At 49.3% G+C, this 14975-nt stretch carries 12 protein-coding genes; 4 read left to right on the plus strand and 8 right to left on the minus strand.

The genetic code is table 11. The annotated features are described in order from the left end of the window. Positions 1-93 precede the first annotated feature (93 nt). The 6 genes from PHW04_06030 to lysS all read right to left on the minus strand — a co-directional run bounded on the left by PHW04_06030 (position 94) and on the right by lysS (position 9019). Positions 94-3135 (minus strand): efflux RND transporter permease subunit, encoded by a 3042-nt coding sequence (locus tag PHW04_06030; GenBank protein ID MDD2715436.1) that lies wholly within the window; start codon positions 3133-3135, stop codon positions 94-96. A gap of 1 nt (position 3136) precedes the next feature. Continuing rightward, a complete protein-coding gene (locus tag PHW04_06035; GenBank protein ID MDD2715437.1) occupies positions 3137-4153 on the minus strand; it encodes an efflux RND transporter periplasmic adaptor subunit in 1017 nt (338 codons plus the stop codon). Beyond that, positions 4150-5568 carry a TolC family protein gene (locus PHW04_06040; protein MDD2715438.1) on the minus strand — a complete coding sequence of 473 codons (1419 nt, stop codon included), beginning with the start codon at positions 5566-5568 and terminating at the stop codon, positions 4150-4152. The genes PHW04_06035 and PHW04_06040 overlap by 4 nt, the downstream gene beginning before the upstream one ends. Before the next feature lies 1 nt (position 5569). Further along, complete coding sequence (locus PHW04_06045) at positions 5570-6208, minus strand: TetR/AcrR family transcriptional regulator (protein ID MDD2715439.1); 639 nt, start codon at positions 6206-6208, stop codon at positions 5570-5572. A gap of 133 nt (positions 6209-6341) precedes the next feature. Further along, positions 6342-7517, minus strand: coding sequence for an NHL repeat-containing protein (locus PHW04_06050; protein ID MDD2715440.1), 1176 nt, complete (start codon positions 7515-7517; stop codon positions 6342-6344). Next, complete coding sequence (gene lysS / locus PHW04_06055; GenBank protein MDD2715441.1) at positions 7514-9019, minus strand: lysine--tRNA ligase; 1506 nt, start codon at positions 9017-9019, stop codon at positions 7514-7516. The genes PHW04_06050 and lysS overlap by 4 nt, the downstream gene beginning before the upstream one ends. Before the next feature lie 120 nt (positions 9020-9139). On the opposite strand from lysS, the gene PHW04_06060 reads away from it, so the two are divergent. Together PHW04_06060 and PHW04_06065 are read left to right on the plus strand one after the other, a co-directional pair. Further along, on the plus strand, positions 9140-10114 hold the full coding sequence (locus tag PHW04_06060; GenBank protein ID MDD2715442.1) for a glycosyltransferase family 9 protein: 975 nt from the start codon (positions 9140-9142) through the stop codon (positions 10112-10114). Beyond that, a complete protein-coding gene (locus tag PHW04_06065) occupies positions 10111-10659 on the plus strand; it encodes a thermonuclease family protein (GenBank protein MDD2715443.1) in 549 nt (182 codons plus the stop codon). Before PHW04_06060 ends, PHW04_06065 begins: the two co-directional genes overlap by 4 nt. Before the next feature lie 74 nt (positions 10660-10733). Here the strand turns inward: PHW04_06065 and cobO are convergent, their stop codons facing one another. After that, positions 10734-11255, minus strand: a complete 522-nt coding sequence (cobO, locus tag PHW04_06070; GenBank protein MDD2715444.1) for a cob(I)yrinic acid a,c-diamide adenosyltransferase — start codon at positions 11253-11255, stop codon at positions 10734-10736. Positions 11256-11369: 114 nt separating this feature from the next. Here cobO and secG point away from each other — a divergent pair, with 114 nt between their 5' ends. Continuing rightward, positions 11370-11684: a preprotein translocase subunit SecG gene (gene secG, locus PHW04_06075; protein MDD2715445.1), complete on the plus strand. Its 315-nt coding sequence runs from the start codon at positions 11370-11372 to the stop codon at positions 11682-11684. 222 nt (positions 11685-11906) lie between these two features. On the opposite strand, the gene PHW04_06080 is transcribed toward secG, so the two are convergent. Next, on the minus strand, positions 11907-13589 hold the full coding sequence (locus PHW04_06080; protein ID MDD2715446.1) for a hypothetical protein: 1683 nt from the start codon (positions 13587-13589) through the stop codon (positions 11907-11909). A 188-nt stretch (positions 13590-13777) separates the two neighbouring features. Here PHW04_06080 and PHW04_06085 point away from each other — a divergent pair, with 188 nt between their 5' ends. Beyond that, a complete protein-coding gene (locus PHW04_06085) occupies positions 13778-14944 on the plus strand; it encodes a peptidoglycan DD-metalloendopeptidase family protein (GenBank protein ID MDD2715447.1) in 1167 nt (388 codons plus the stop codon). The last annotated feature ends 31 nt before the right edge of the window (positions 14945-14975 follow it).

A 14975-nucleotide genomic window follows, 5' to 3' on the forward strand; every position in this document is an offset into this window, starting at 1 on the left:
TTCAATCATTTCACTGCTAAAACCTGCCAGCATGCAAACATATAAACATACCAACTTCTTGCGTTGAATATGCATGCTGTTGTAGACGGTCGCTTAGAACCTCGCCTTCGCCCAGACCATCATTTTTTCCCGGAGATTGTCCATGATCACGTAAACCACAGGGAGAAAAGAGAGCGTAACCAAGGTCGAAATCGTCAAACCGCCGATCACTGTGATCGCAAGCGGCTGGAAGAAATCCGACCCTGCGCCGAATCCGAAAGAAAGCGGCAGCATTCCCAGAATCGTGCAGAGCACTGTCATCAGGATTGGACGCAGACGGATGGCCCCGGACTCGAGCACAGCCGTGATTTTGTCTTCCTTCAGGTTGGCACGGCGGTGATTGATGAAATCCAGGAGAATGATCCCGTTGTTGACGACGATTCCCCCCAGCATGATGATTCCGACAATGGCTGTCACAGAAAGAGCGAAGCCGTAGAGCCGCAGCGCTCCCACAACGCCGATCACAGACAGTGGGATCGAGAACATGATCACGAAAGGATCCATTAAAGAGTCATACTGGATGGCCATCACAATGTAGATCAGGAAGAAGGAGGCGATCAAAGCATAACCCAGATTTCCGAAAGCCTCTTTGCGGTCTTCCTCTTCACCTCCGAAATTATAGGCATATCCCTCAGGAAAGGTAATTTTCTGAAGTTCCTTCTGGATGTCGCTGGCAACAGCCTGCAGCGGCCTGCCCTGGATATCAGCTCCCACAGTCAGGATGCGCTTCAGATTCTTGCGGTTGATCTGGGTATAGCCATTGCCCATGAATACAGTGGCGATCTGAGACAAAAACACGGTTGTCTTATCGTCAACTACTATCTTGAGTTCTTTCAGCTTGTTGATCTGATCCTTGTAGTTGTCTGAAGCTTCAACCCGGATGTCATACTCTTCGTTGGCCTCTTTGTAAGTGCTGGCAATGCTGCCGTATATGTAACTCCTGACCATTCCTGAGATTGTAGACAGGTCAAGCTTGAGATCCCTGAGCTTTTCCCGGTCAAACACGATCTTGACTTCAGGCCTTCCGGCCTTCACACCGTCATCGATGTCTTTCAGGCTGGGGACATTCTTGATTTGAGCCGCTACTTTCCGGCAGAGGTCTTCGACTACTACAAAGTCATCTCCGCTGATCTCGATCTGGATCGGCTTGGAGCCGCCGTGTGGCGGACCCATCGAGGCTTCCGCGTATGTGATGTTGTTGTAGCCCGGAATTTTCGTTACTTCCTCACGGATCAGGTTGATCAGCTGGGTCTGGTTGAGTTTGCGCATTTTTTTGGGAGTCATGATCACGTTCAGAGATCCGCTTCCGAGTTGAGTGCTGGTGAGGACTTTATCCACTTCCTTATATTTCTGAAGCACCTGTTCAATCTGCCTGGCGATCACATCGGTTTTTTCGATGGTGGTGCCTTCAGGTGTTTCGAACTGGATATTGAAGTTGCCGCGGTCCATTTTGGGAAAGAATTCCATGGCAGGAAAGAAAAAGAAACTCCCCACAAACACAACTCCCACGATCCCGATATAGCACCAGCGATTCCAGGCGCTGTCCAGAAGCCAGCGCAGATTCCGCTTGTAAAGGTCCCGCAGAATATCCATCCACGGCTCTTTTCTTTCTTCCTCCACTTTCAGCATCTTGGAGGCCAGCATCGGCACAAAGGTGATAGCCACGAAGTATGTCGCCACTTCAGCGAAGATGATCGTCAGCGAAAGGTTGAAAAAAATTTCACCCACTATGCCTGGTACAAGCCCGATCGGAACAAATACTACCACATGCGTCAACGTTGAAGCCAGAATCACCATCATCACTTCGCTTGTTCCCTCGATGGCGCATTTGCTGCGAGCCTCATTGCCGTGCATTCTCATGTAGCGGTAAATATTTTCCAGGGCCACAATGGCGTTGTCCACCATGATTCCGATGCCCAGAGCCAGACCGCCAAGTGTGATCAGGTTCATGGTCATGCCTTTTTTCAGGTACATCATCAGAAATGTCATGATGATCGCCAGCGGGATGCTGGTGCCGATGATGAAAGTAGCGCGCAGATTCCTGAAAAAAGCGTAAATAATCAGGATCGCGAGAATGCCTCCGATCATGGCGTTTTCCTTGACCATGGAGATCGAATCCCTGATGAAATCGGAACTGTCGTTGCCGATCGTCATTTTCAGCTTGCCCTGGTATTTCTTTTCCAGTGTCGGAAGCACCTTTTTCACGGCATCGGAAATATTGACCGGATTGGCGCCCGGGGATTTTTTCAGGGACACCGTTACAGACGGTTTGCCGTTCAATCGCGAGACTGAGGAAATTTCCTTGAATGAGTCTTCGATCACCGCCAGTTCGCCAAGATAAACCGGACGATCAGCCAGTTTTTTGACAATGATTCTGCCCAGATCCTGCGGACTCTTGATTTCCCCCTCAGAGCGGACAATATACTTGAAATTCCCCTCATCGATATTTCCCAGCGGAGTATTCTGATTGTCTGCCATCACTGCCTTGATCACATCATTGATGGAAAGCCCCATTGCAGCCAGAGTGGTGGGATCGGTCTTGATCCTGATTTCACGTTCCAGACCGCCTGTCACGTCCACGCTCGCTACTCCCGAAATTCTCTGCAGCACAGGTTTGATTTCTTTATCAGCGATGGTACGCAGGGCTTTCAGATCATAATCACCGCCCAGAGCGATATCGATGATCGGACTGGCATTGATGTCCAGTTTGGAAACAGTGACCTGCTCGATGTCTCGCGGCAGCTTGCGCTTTGCGATATCGACCTTTTCCCTGACATCGATTGCCGCGAAATTCAGATCAGTTCCCCAGACGAATTCTACAGAAATGTGGGAAAAGCCTTCAAAAGAAGAGGAAGTGATCCTTTTCACGTTCTCCACAGAATTTATTTCCTCTTCGATCTTCCGGGTAACTATATTTTCCATGTCCGCCGGAGCCACACCTGGATAAGGCGTCTGAATGAATGCCAGCGGAAAGTCAATGTCAGGGAACAGATCGACATTCAGCGTAAACAGTGAAATCGTTCCCAGCAGTATGAACATCATCACGATCATCGTGATGCCTACCGGACGTTTTACCGAAAGTTCAGGAAGATTCATTTCACTTGCCCTCTCCTGTAAGGGAGACAGCATCGCCGTCCTTCAGACTGCCTTGTCCAGTTATTACGACCTGTTCGCCGGAATCGATGCCTTTCGCATAAACCTGTCCGTTTTCCTTGGCCACAGGTACCACACTTTTCTGTTTAGCCTTCCCGCCATTGACACAGAAAATTGAATACTCGCCTTTGAGCTGCACCAGTGCGGTTTCAGGCACCAGCGGCACATTCTGATAATTATTCACAGTGATTTCACCTTTGACATACATGCCAGCCTTGAATCCGGCAGTATTGTCCATCATCAGCTTCACCCGGAAGGCTCTGGAGGTGTCGGCGTAAAGATCAACATAAGCCACTTTTGCGGGATAAGCGTCTTCGACCATGCAAGCCTGTCCCTGCTGCACCAGCCGGATCTGGTTTTCGGAAATCTTGGTTTCAGCATAAACGGTTTTCAGGTCCAGCACCCTTCCCAGCACCATGCCCGGCGAGACGGTCTGCCCGAGTATCACATTGCGGCCTGCGAAAAATCCGCTGATCGGGGACTTGATTTCTGTGCGCTCCAGATTGAGCTTGGCAAGTTCATGTGCTGCTTTGGCGGAAGTCAGTCCGCTCTGTGCTGCGCTCAACGCGCTCTGAGCTGATTCAAAGCTCTTCTGGTTGATCACATGTTCGTCGAACAATATCTTATTCCTCTTATAATCGTTCTCAGCTTCATTGCTTTTCTGCTGGGCGTTTTTCAGTGTTCCCTCAGCCTGCTCCAGGACGATCCGGAAGCGTTCCCGGTCCATCACGATCATGACTTCACCGGTGGTTACCGCGATGCCGTCCTCAACATTCACTGCCATTACTGTGGCAGAAACATCCGGAGCCACTATATATTCCACATAGGGTTTGATTTCCCCTGAAAAACTCAGCACTTCCTTGATATTCCCGTTTTTCACTTCAGATACTACAACCTGCGTGACTGCAAAGGCCATGCCAAGCAGTCCGGTCAGAAAAACTAATCCCATCAGCTTCTTCATTTCCTGGCTCCTCCCTTGTCCAAACTTTTTAGTCCCTGAATCTCGTTAATCCTGGATAAGAGCTCCATGATTCTGGTGCGTTCATCGTAATAGGTCGTGATCGCCTGCAGAGAAGAATTCGTCAGTGTGATCTGGGCGTCGATCACTTCGACGATGGAAGCATCGCCATGCTCATATCTGGTAGTGACCATGCGCATGTTTTCCTTGGCCTGTTCCATCGATTTTTCAGCTGACGACACCCGCTCCTGAACTTCCCTGTAATCGGAATAAGCCTTTTTTAAATCTCCTTTTTTGAAATTTTCCAGGCTCTGCGCCCGCAGATCCATAATCTGCTTGTCCTTCTCAGCTTTCCGGATTTCATCCAGAATATCTCCTCCGTCATAGAACGGAGATGAGACGGCGAATCCCAGGCTGTAGTCCCTGGCATCGTTGTACGAACCCGTTTTTTCACTGTAATTATATTTCCCGCTGAGACTCAACGTAGGCAGATAAGCGCTTTTCGCGGCATCAAAGGTTTCAGTGAATACTTTCTGATCGTTCCGGCTGAGCACCAGGTCATAGTCCTGCTTCAGCATCAGGTCTTCCGCGCCTTTAGGATCGAAAGAGCGCACCTGAAACTTGAGTGTTTCCGGGAACACCAGATTCAGAGAGGAGGTGTCGTCCAGATTCAGGGCATTGGCGAGATCGATCAGCTGATTGTCGTAACTGTTGCGGGTCTTGAGCAGAGCCACCTGGATGTTGTATTCCTGGACTTCGATCCTCAGAATGTCATTCTTGGTGGCCAGACCCACCTTCATATTGAGATCTGCGATCTCCAGCAGCTTTTTAATCAGCATCAGGTTCTCCTCGTGGATTTTGATGGTCTCCTGATACTGCACCAGCTGAAAGAAGATCTTCACAATCTGCTTGCTCAGATCAAGTTCAGCCTTGGAATAACCGGTTTCAACGGCCAGACTTTTCAAACGGGCCAGTTTTTTCTGCAAAACGTTGTATTTGCCGAGTGCGGGAAATGCCTGACTCAGGCTTAGACTGTATATGAATGTGTCGGCCTGGGGACCGCTGGCATTTTTCTGTGCTGAGTCAAGATTGTGCTTGATATTGTCGGTGTACAGAAGGTCAAGGTTCGGGATGAAGCTGTTGTCGGCCTTTTTTATCCCGATCCAGGCCTGTTCGATCTGCAGTTTCTGGATTTTCAGGGTGAGATTCTGCCGCAGTGCCATGTCGATCAGGCTGGAAAGACTTACTTCAGGGGTTGCGGCTTCAGGATGGGTTTTGAGTGCCGTAGGGATCTCCACTTCCATCGTGACTTTTTTCTTTAATTCTGTTGAAACTTTGTCCGGATTCTTTGAAGTCTCTTTGGCTGGTAACACCATGCTAATGGACAGGGCAGTGATCAGCAGGATTTTTTTGAGCATTTTACTTCCTCTCCTTATTTTTTTTATATTTTTTGATTTTGATTCCATTTTCAACGAAATTCATCATCTTCTCAACTGTAGATCTCAATTCCAGGTCTGAATATTTTGCTTCGCGGCTCAGGCAATGCGCAATACCGATATTCAAGCTGATCAGCATGCCTGCAGTAAAATAAAGGTCGATCCCGTCATCGACTTCGCCTTTATCCAGCCCGATCTTCAGTAATTTTACCGCAAACTCATGCACTCTCTGGAGATTTTCATTCAGGAATTCTTCCTTGAGATATGGATCCTTCATCAGATTATCAGCGATCGCCGCCAACTCCGGGTTGTTCTTGCCGAACAGACAGCCTTCGAAGAAAAGTTCGCGCAGCATGCTGAAAAACGGCAGATTTTTCTTCTGCTCCAGAATTTTCTCCATCAGATAGTGTTTTTTATCTGAAACCACTGAAACAACATACCTGAACAGGTCTTTCTTGTCTTCGAAATACTGATAAAAACTGCCTTTGGAAATGCCTGAATTCCTGACTATCCTGGAAATGCTGGCTGTTTCAAAGGGAAAATCGCCGAATTCGGCAACTGCAGACTGGAAGATGCGCTGTTTTTTGTCGTCAGGAAGATTTAGAAAGGTTGTTTTCGGCATTTTTTCCTTATGACTTTTCGGTCATATGACCGATCAGTCACATATTAAAAAAACCGGGATAAAAAGTCAATCGAAACTGAAAAAAAGGTTCAGGAAGAATAAATGACAGCAGACCAACTGCAATTCCCGGATGCTAAACCACCATCAGAGCGGTCGGGGTGTCGAATTCGCCGCTCATGGCGCCGAAGCGGCCGGTTGCGAACTCGAGTCTGCCATCCATGGTCAGCCTGACAATGCGGTGATTCCAGGAATCCACGACCCAGAACCCTTTAGAGCCAGGATCTTTCAGTACATCCATCGGGGTATTCAAGTCGAGTTCAGGTCCGGAAAGGGCTCTGATGAATTTTCCCTGCCTGGTGAAGAATTTCAGGGCATGGTTTCCGCTGTCTGCGACTACGACTTCGCCGTTCACCAATAGTCCTGCCGGACTGTTCAGGTTTTCAGGGGATTTCCCGAAGGATCCCACCGTAAAGATCGGGTCCCCTTCCGCTGAAAACTTCTGCAGTCTGTGCTGCCCAATCTCAGACACCCAGATCGAGCCATCGTCTTCCACGGAAATTCCGTAAGGCCGGTTGAGACTGCCCAGTTCCTCCCCGGCCTGGCCAAAACAGCCCACCAGACTGCCGTCCTGGTTGAAAATCTGGATGCGGTGATTCAGCGTGTCAGCGACATACAGCCTTTTCTGAAAATGAAAGATGCCTGCAGGATAAGAAAAGTCGCCAGGCTCATCCCCTGATTTACCTGTTTCCAGCAGAAATCCTCCGTTCGGGTTGAACTTCTGAAGTCTGCAGTTTTTAGCATCCGTCACCCAGAGATTTCCGTCTGAATCCCTGGCTATCTTCTTGGGGTGGAAAAAACTGCCGGGTTTCTGCCCATAACCGCCGAAGAATCCCTGCTGTTCCCCCCGGGCGTTGAGACACAGGACTCGGTGATTTCCTGAATCAACGACATACATGGCAAAGCTGCGCTGGCTGTTTTCAATGATTCCGGTTTCAAAAACCCTGTCCTGCACAGACAATCCTGAGGTTTGCTTTACTTTTGACAATGCTTCCAGGACAGCCTCTGAAGCCGGCCTTCTCTCGCGGGGTTCCCTGGAACTCCGGAGAATGAATTCCTCGGGTGGAATTTCCAGCTTGATGACCTGTAAAAGCTCATCGCTCTCGATTTTTTTCGCTTCCACCGGAATCAGCCTGGGGTGATCATCTTCAAGGGCAAGCCTGTATTTTTTCTCCCTGTGGAGCAGAAAAACCTGCCCATCCTCCAGGACGATGTCCGGTAGAATCACTAATCCGCAGCCGGGACAATTCATTGTTCAGTCTCTGCCTCTTGAATAGGGTTTTCTTCAGCCTTCGGTTTCATCAGCGGGAACAGGATCACGTCCCTGATCGAGCTGGAATTCGTGAGAAACATGCAAAGCCTGTCGATACCGATGCCCAGGCCTCCGGTCGGCGGCAGGCCATATTCCATGGCTTCCAGATAATCCTCATCCATCTGATGAGCTTCTTCATCGCCGCCTTCGGAATCCTTGAGCTGCCCTTCAAAGCGCTGCCTCTGGTCCAGCGGGTCGTTGAGCTCTGAAAAAGCATTGGCTGTTTCCCGGCCGTAGATGAAAAGCTCGAATCTTTCCACAAATTCGGGGTTATCGGGTTTTTTCTTGGCCAGCGGTGACACTTCCACCGGATAATCGTAAATGAAGGTCGGGTTGACAAGCCTGGATTCAACTTTGGCTTCGAATATCTCGTTGATCAGGTGGCCGCGCTCCATGAAAGGCTTGACATCTACACCGCATGCGCTGGCGATTTTCAGGCATTCCTGCTTGTCTTTGCCGGACAGGTCAAAACCGGCATGCTTTTTAATGGAGTCCACCATGGTCAGACGATCAAATTTTGAAAAATCGATCACGCTCTCTTCGTAGGGAACCTTGAAATCAGGGTGAAACAGACCAGCGACATGCCGGATCAGGCCCTCTGTCAGGTCCATCATGTCGAAATAATCCGCATAGGACTGATAGAGCTCCATCATGGTGAATTCCGGATTGTGCTTGATCGAGATGCCTTCGTTGCGGAAATTGCGATTCAGTTCAAACACACGGTCGAAACCACCAACGATCAAGCGCTTGAGGTATAGTTCAGGCGCGATCCTGAGATACAGCTGCATGTCCAGGGTGTTGTGATGAGTAATGAAAGGGCGGGCCTTGGCACCGCCGTACAGGACCTGCATCATGGGAGTTTCCACTTCCAGGAATCCCCTGTTCTGCAGAAACGAACGGATCTCACCGATGATTCGGCTCTTGCGCACAAAAGTCTCGCGTACATCCCGATTCATGATCAGATCCACGTAACGCTTGCGGTAGCGGATTTCCATGTCAGTCAGCCCGTGCCATTTCTCAGGCAGCGTCAGCAGCGATTTGGAAAGCAGGGTCAGCTTCAGGACCTTGAGTGTGATTTCTCCGGTTCTGGTAGCAAAAAAATAGCCCTCTACGCCTATGATGTCCCCCACATCAAGCAGCTTGAAGACCTTGAAACATTCTTCGCTCAGGTTATCCTGCTTGAAGTAAAGCTGGAGTCTCCCGCTCTGGTCCTCGATGTTGCCGAATCCGGCCTTGCCGTGTCCTCTGAGTGCCATGAGTCTTCCGGCAAGCCTGCATGTCTCTTCAGGCGCTTCCTGTTCAGCCCTGAGATGGCTGTATTTTTCCTTGAGCGGGATCAGCAGGCCGCTGCGCTCAAATTTTCTGACCTGAAACGGGTCGATCCCCATTTCCTTCCGCAATTTATCCAGTTTATCAAGTCTCACGCTTCTAGATTCATCCATAGAGCCTCCATGTAATGGAAATAATCTATCAGAATTGACATCCAGATCGCAATCATAAAATAGGCAAGGGAAACGGCAAAAGCACTTGACCGCTGTTTAGAAAAAAAGCATAATTCCTTCATGATTGAACCTAAAATCGCCCTGATCTTTCCTTATCCCGGGATCGGTGATTTCATCATGACCACTCCTTTTTTCAGGCAGCTGAAAATTCTCCACCGGAACACCCAGTTCCATCTCCTGCTCAGAGAAGACGCCCGTTTCAGGGAACTGGCGGAAAACCAGGATTTCGCATCTGTCGGATACTTTAAACGGAAATTCACGGCCAGGGAATTTTTCAGGTTTGCAGCGAAGCTTCGGGGACAGAAATTCACGCACATTTACACGTTCCGTGAAGGCCTCAAATACAAGCTGCTGACCCTGCTCTGTGCCAGACCCTCGCATGCGATGGGCCGGGGATTCCTGTGGGTGCGGGGCCACAGGTTTGATTCCCATGCTCATTTCGCCTCCCGTTTTTTCCTGACTGACCCTGTGAAATCCATCTCAGCAGAAAATCTCGGAGATAATTACGAATTGAAGATCCCGGAAAAATTCCGGAGATCAGCAGAAGAGTATCTCGGACGCAAAGGGATCAGGCCGGACCGGCTGATCCTGCTAAACCCTGGAGCCTGGGAAAAAAGCAAACGCTGGAGCCTCACAAATTTCATCGTTCTGGCGCAATATTACCGGGAGCAGGGATTTTGTCCTGTCTTCACTCTCGGCCCCTTTGAGCGGGAACTGGAAAAAACTCTGCTGGAAGGCAATTTCGAAATTTTCCGGAGCGAATCTCTCTGCACTCTGGCGGCATTGATCGGACACTCCAGAGCTTTCATCACCAACGACACAGGCCCGATGCACATTGCCTGCTGCATGCCTGTTACCCTGGCAGCCGTCATCAGCAGAAGAGCCTGCCTGACTGTGCGTCCCCTGAAGCCGGGAGCTGTAATTCTGTCCAGCAGCCCGGACTGCGCTCTGGAATGCGAAACATGCGATCAAAACTGCCTGGATCAGGTCAAGCCTGCCCAGCTGATTGAAAAGTTGAAATCATGCCTGTTGTGATCAAACAAAAATTTCAGAACTGGCTCCTGTTTCTGATTGTTTTCCTGACCCTGTTCTTTCTCTGGAAAAATAGAACCTTCCAGCCAAGCCTGGACTCAGTGGCTGTGTTCTCAGTGCATGACGGAGATACGATCACAGTGATCATCAACCATCATCACGAAAGCCTTCGTTTATTAGGAATAGACTGTCCGGAATCAAATCAGAAGTATGGTCCGGAAGCTACGGAGTTCACCAGAAAATTCCTGGGCCTGGACCGGAATCCAGAAACCACGGTCAAGCTGGAATTCGATAATGTGGTGAGGGATAAATACGGACGGCTGCTGGCATATGTCTTCATCCCTGGCGATCGGATGCTGAATCAGGCTCTGGTCAGTAACGGTCTCGCAGTCAAATTCAGCATCAAACCAAACGAGAAATACAAGGAATCATTCGCCGAGCTTCAGAAACAGGCCAGAGAAAAAGGTCTCAATATCTGGAATCCGAAAGATCCTCTTCCTGAAACGCCTTATGAATTCAGGCAGAAAATGAATCTGGATTCAAAGTGAATGGTGATTGGTGATTGGTGAATGGTGAATAGTGATTGGAATTGAAGCCTTAGTCACTGCTCACTATTCACCAATCACTTCTCAATTCCGATTCTAGCCTGGATCCCCTGCTGGAAATAATGTTTCACTTCTTTCATCTCTGTCACCAGATCCGCGAGTTCCAGTATTTCACCGGGTGCATTGCGGCCGGTGAAAACCAGTTCCGTTCCCGCAGGTTTCGCCTTGATCAGTGCAACCACATTGCCGAGATCCAGCAGCTTGAAATATAGAGCCACATTGATCTCGTCCAGAATCACCAGGTCGAATTTACCCGACAGCAGAGCTTCGCTGCCTCGCTGCAACCCGGCTTCAGCCAGCCTGGCTGCCCGTTCATCTATCCGGCCGTCATTAAGGATGAATCTTTCCTCTCCGAATCGCTCGATCGTTAGCGCTGGGAATTTCCGGGCGCTTTTCAGTTCGCCATAATCCTGGCCCTTCATGAACTGCCCGATGTACACGGTCAGACCATGTCCCAGGGCTCTGAACGCCATCCCGAGAGCGGCAGTGGTCTTCCCTTTGCCGTTTCCGGTGTAAACTTGAAAGTAACCTTTTTCCATCAGTAAAATGTTAATCCATTTAGCTGTCGGATACAATTTCCTAATTATAATTCTTGACAACTTCGACCAATTGATTTTAGAATCAGCTACTATAGTGATCATGAAGGAGGAAAAGTGGACATCTTGATGAATGTTCTGATTTTTCTGCATATAGTTGTCTCAATTGCAGTGATCGTGATCGTGCTGTTCCAGGCCAACAAGGGCGAAGGACTGGCCGGTGCCTTTGGAGGCGGTGCCAGTTTTGCGGTCTTCGGCGACCGGGGACCTGAACCCTTCATGGCAAAACTCACCATCGCTGCAGCCGTGATCTTTATGATTACTTCATTCTCTTTGGCATATCTCACCAGTTACAAAAAATCCACCATGCCTCCGGTGCTGAACCAGGAACAGCAGTTCCCGCAGGGAATACCTGATCAGGGGAATATTTAGCAGTCGTTAAAAAAGAGCTCCGGCTTTCCGTGCTGGAGCTCTTTTTTTTTACAACTGCTTAATCCAGTATTCAAATGTATTTGAATACTGGATTTCTAGATCTTCTGGAACTTGAATCATTCACGCACCTTGAATGTGGGATCTGTCCAAGCATCCAGTTCTGCTGAATAAAAAACAAAAAGCGGCCACAGGCCGCCTTTTTTTATGCGCTGATTTAATTAATTACAGCTTCCTTCTCATCAGTTCAGCCCGGCTGATCGTGATCACCAGGTTATCTGCCATGATGTTCCTGATTTCCGGCTGATAATTCACCTGCAGATCCTCAGGCATCTGCGGGCTTGACGACCCGTCCTGCTCGTGGTCCAGATCTTCCACTACAAGGTTCCCGCTGATCTTCATCAGCTTACCGCCCTTGATGCTCGCCTTGGAATAGAGCGAGCCCTGAAAATCAATACTGGCACCGCGCTCCAGGGTAACGCATCCATCAGTCACAAAAACCACCAGAGAAGTCTTGTCATCAGCGTATCTGACATCGCCGGTCAGCTTCAGGTTCCCGCTTTTAACCACCAGAGTGCCTTTGCCCTTCACCACTCCTTCCATCGAGAGATTGCCGCTGATGTAGGTAAGGCCGTTCAGCAGTATCGGTTCCTTGGAGCTGCCCACCATATTTACATCCTTGGGTATCATCTGGCAGCTGCAGGATCTGGATTCTTCGAGATAACGCTTGTAATTCTCGGCATAGAAGCTGTCCGGGTGCTGGGTAGGCCAATAGGTGTAAGTGGAATACCGGGTATATTTGTCCGGAATTTCGCGGGGATACTGCTTCTGGAGTATGTAAGGCGCAAGGCGGTAATAATGCTTGATCACATCGCCCTCGTAGCGCGTGTATTTTGCCATGTACAGATCATGCAGGCGGCTGTAGCAGCCGGGATATCCGACTTCAGGCCGCTGAAAGTACGGATTCAGCACGAAATAGTTGATCACATCGTCCACTTCGAAAAAAGGCAGGTATACGTTGAGCTTGCCGTTGGAGCGGATGAATCCCCATGGAGACAGGGTCATGATCAGCTTCTCAGCGGCATCCCTCTGCTCGATATCATTGTTGGCCATCACGAAATTCTTGATTACAGCCACCATTTCCTGGAGGTCGCAGCCGCTCGCCTTGTCGATCAGTTCCTTGCTCTCGCCGATCAGTTTCTGCAGGACCTTGTTGAAAGCTTCATACTGCTCGCCGCTGAACTGCCAGTTGCTGAGCACGAATCTCCCGGATTTCAAAGTCTCATCTTTCTTGCTCTGTACGAAGAGTGTATGCAGAGTGGCACAGGGACTGAGATCGAGTGCTTTAATGCCCTTAACTACTTCCAGGTGGTAAGTCATGCCTTCATATTCACCCTTGGACTCCATCTTGAGTTCTCCAGCCCAGCCACCCAGCCAGGATTGAGGCGGGATTTTAACATGGGTCGAGGGATCTTCGGTGCTTTTATAAACCTGCAGTTCAAGGGGCAGTTCATCCTCTGTTTCCAGCCCGCATTTAAAGGCGTTTTCCCTGGGATTCTGGATAGTTGCCACCACCCTGACCTTGCCGCCTGGCAATATTTCCTCGCCTTCATAGACCAGTGAAAAATCCCCTGCTCTGTCATAAGACAAAAGACTCAGTTTCTGCTCGTTGATGGAACCGTCCGCTTTGATCAGCGGGGCTTCTGCCAGTTCCCCCAGCTTGATGATCATTTTGTCGATCCCGGTCTGGGCGATATACTTGGCAACCATCAGGTTGCGCTGAAGCTGCCCCATATGTCTTTCGTTATTCACCATATAGGTAAAAGTCAGGGCAAAAGAAACAATGATGCTGAGCATGATCAGGACAGCAAGGTAAATCGATGCCTTTCGATTCTGCAGTCTTTGCATGAATTAATTATACCCGTGTTCTGAAGATTTGCCACCTGAGCTTTCCAGTCGGTCAGCCGGTACTTTTTTAAACGGCTGATTTCAGTTTCAGCATCAGTTCCAAAATCTTCCTCTAATAATTCTCCCTGTTTCCCCGATAGGAAACTATGAATGTTTTGTCCATTTGATTTTTTAAATCCGGAGGAATGATGCTCAATAAATGGTATAAAAAGCTGGTGGCAGTATCAGTAATGGCGATATTCGTCGAAACTCTGCTGATCCTGATGTCAGGCTTCGGATCTGACTCCAGCTGGAAAATCAGTCAGCAGGTCTCATCCACCAACCTGCTGCTCGCTGATAAATATCTGAAACTCAAGCTCACCCGCAACGAATGCGCCACGATTTTAGCTGAAAACGACAAGCTGGATAAAAACCTGGAAGCAGTCAGCCAGGCAAGAGTAAGTGTGGCAGCTGCGCCGGAATCCAATTCTTCGCAGAATCTGATCAAGATCAATCTCAACCAGACCCCGGCCGAGAATTTTTACAAAACTTTCAACCTGAATCTTTCCTCTGATAAAATCGCGCTCGCGGATAAAAAAACCAAGACTCCTGCTGTCCGGAGCAGTCAAAAAAATCCTCCCAGCCAGCCAAAAAAAGAGCCTGAGGGTGAAACCTTTCTGCTCTCGACTGTAGGCAGCCGCCAGAGCACAGGTGAAAACGCCGCTCCACCCAAGGGAACAGTGATCAAGATCATCAGGAAAAGCACCCAGAACAATCTTGAAACCAGCCTTCCGGGCTCTCTTTCAAAAATCGGGCCGCACGAGGAAACACTTTCGTATCCTATCAGATCAGGCGACAATCTATGGCTGCTCGCCAATAGATTCAACATTTCAGTGGGCAAGCTGATCAGCTACAACAGGCTGGTCGATTACAACCTGAAGATCGGACAGACTATCCTGATTCCAGGCAAAAAGGCCCTCTCCCGCAACAGCCTCGATTTCATCTGGCCTACCAGAGGCAGGATCACATCCAGCTTCGGCATGCGGATCAATCCGATCAACTCTAACCGTGAATTTCATTCCGCTCTTGACATCGCTTCTCCAAAAGGCACTCAGCTTAAAGCAGCCGAATCAGGCAGGGTGGAATATTCCGGCTGGCTCAGGGGTTATGGCAGAACCGTGAAAATCGTGCACCGCAAGGGTTTTTCCACTCTCTACGGGCATCTTGAGAACATCCTTGTAAAGAGGGGCCAGTATCTCAAGCAGGGTCAGCGGATCGGCACCATCGGCTCCACCGGAAATTCCACGGGTCCGCATGTGCATTTTGAAATCCTGCAGCAGGGCAGACAGGTGAATCCCTATAAATTTCTTCCCTGAAATCCGACTTTCCCCCCATTGAATCCAGTCA

This window comes from Candidatus Wallbacteria bacterium (assembly GCA_028687545.1).
Classification (GTDB): domain Bacteria; phylum Muiribacteriota; class JAQTZZ01; order JAQTZZ01; family JAQTZZ01; genus JAQTZZ01.

Bases quoted from the DNA above. Each gene is read 5' to 3' on its own strand.
- PHW04_06050 (MDD2715440.1), bottom strand. From the start codon at position 7,517: ATGAATTGTCCCGGCTGCGGATTAGTGATTCTACCGGACATCGTCCTG.
- PHW04_06035 (MDD2715437.1), bottom strand. From the start codon at position 4,153: ATGAAGAAGCTGATGGGATTAGTTTTTCTGACCGGACTGCTTGGCATG.
- cobO (MDD2715444.1), bottom strand. From the start codon at position 11,255: ATGGAAAAAGGTTACTTTCAAGTTTACACCGGAAACGGCAAAGGGAAG.
- PHW04_06080 (MDD2715446.1), bottom strand. From the start codon at position 13,589: ATGCAAAGACTGCAGAATCGAAAGGCATCGATTTACCTTGCTGTCCTG.
- lysS (MDD2715441.1), bottom strand. From the start codon at position 9,019: ATGGATGAATCTAGAAGCGTGAGACTTGATAAACTGGATAAATTGCGG.
- PHW04_06060 (MDD2715442.1), top strand. From the start codon at position 9,140: ATGATTGAACCTAAAATCGCCCTGATCTTTCCTTATCCCGGGATCGGT.
- PHW04_06030 (MDD2715436.1), bottom strand. From the start codon at position 3,135: ATGAATCTTCCTGAACTTTCGGTAAAACGTCCGGTAGGCATCACGATG.
- PHW04_06040 (MDD2715438.1), bottom strand. From the start codon at position 5,568: ATGCTCAAAAAAATCCTGCTGATCACTGCCCTGTCCATTAGCATGGTG.
- PHW04_06085 (MDD2715447.1), top strand. From the start codon at position 13,778: ATGCTCAATAAATGGTATAAAAAGCTGGTGGCAGTATCAGTAATGGCG.
- PHW04_06045 (MDD2715439.1), bottom strand. From the start codon at position 6,208: ATGCCGAAAACAACCTTTCTAAATCTTCCTGACGACAAAAAACAGCGC.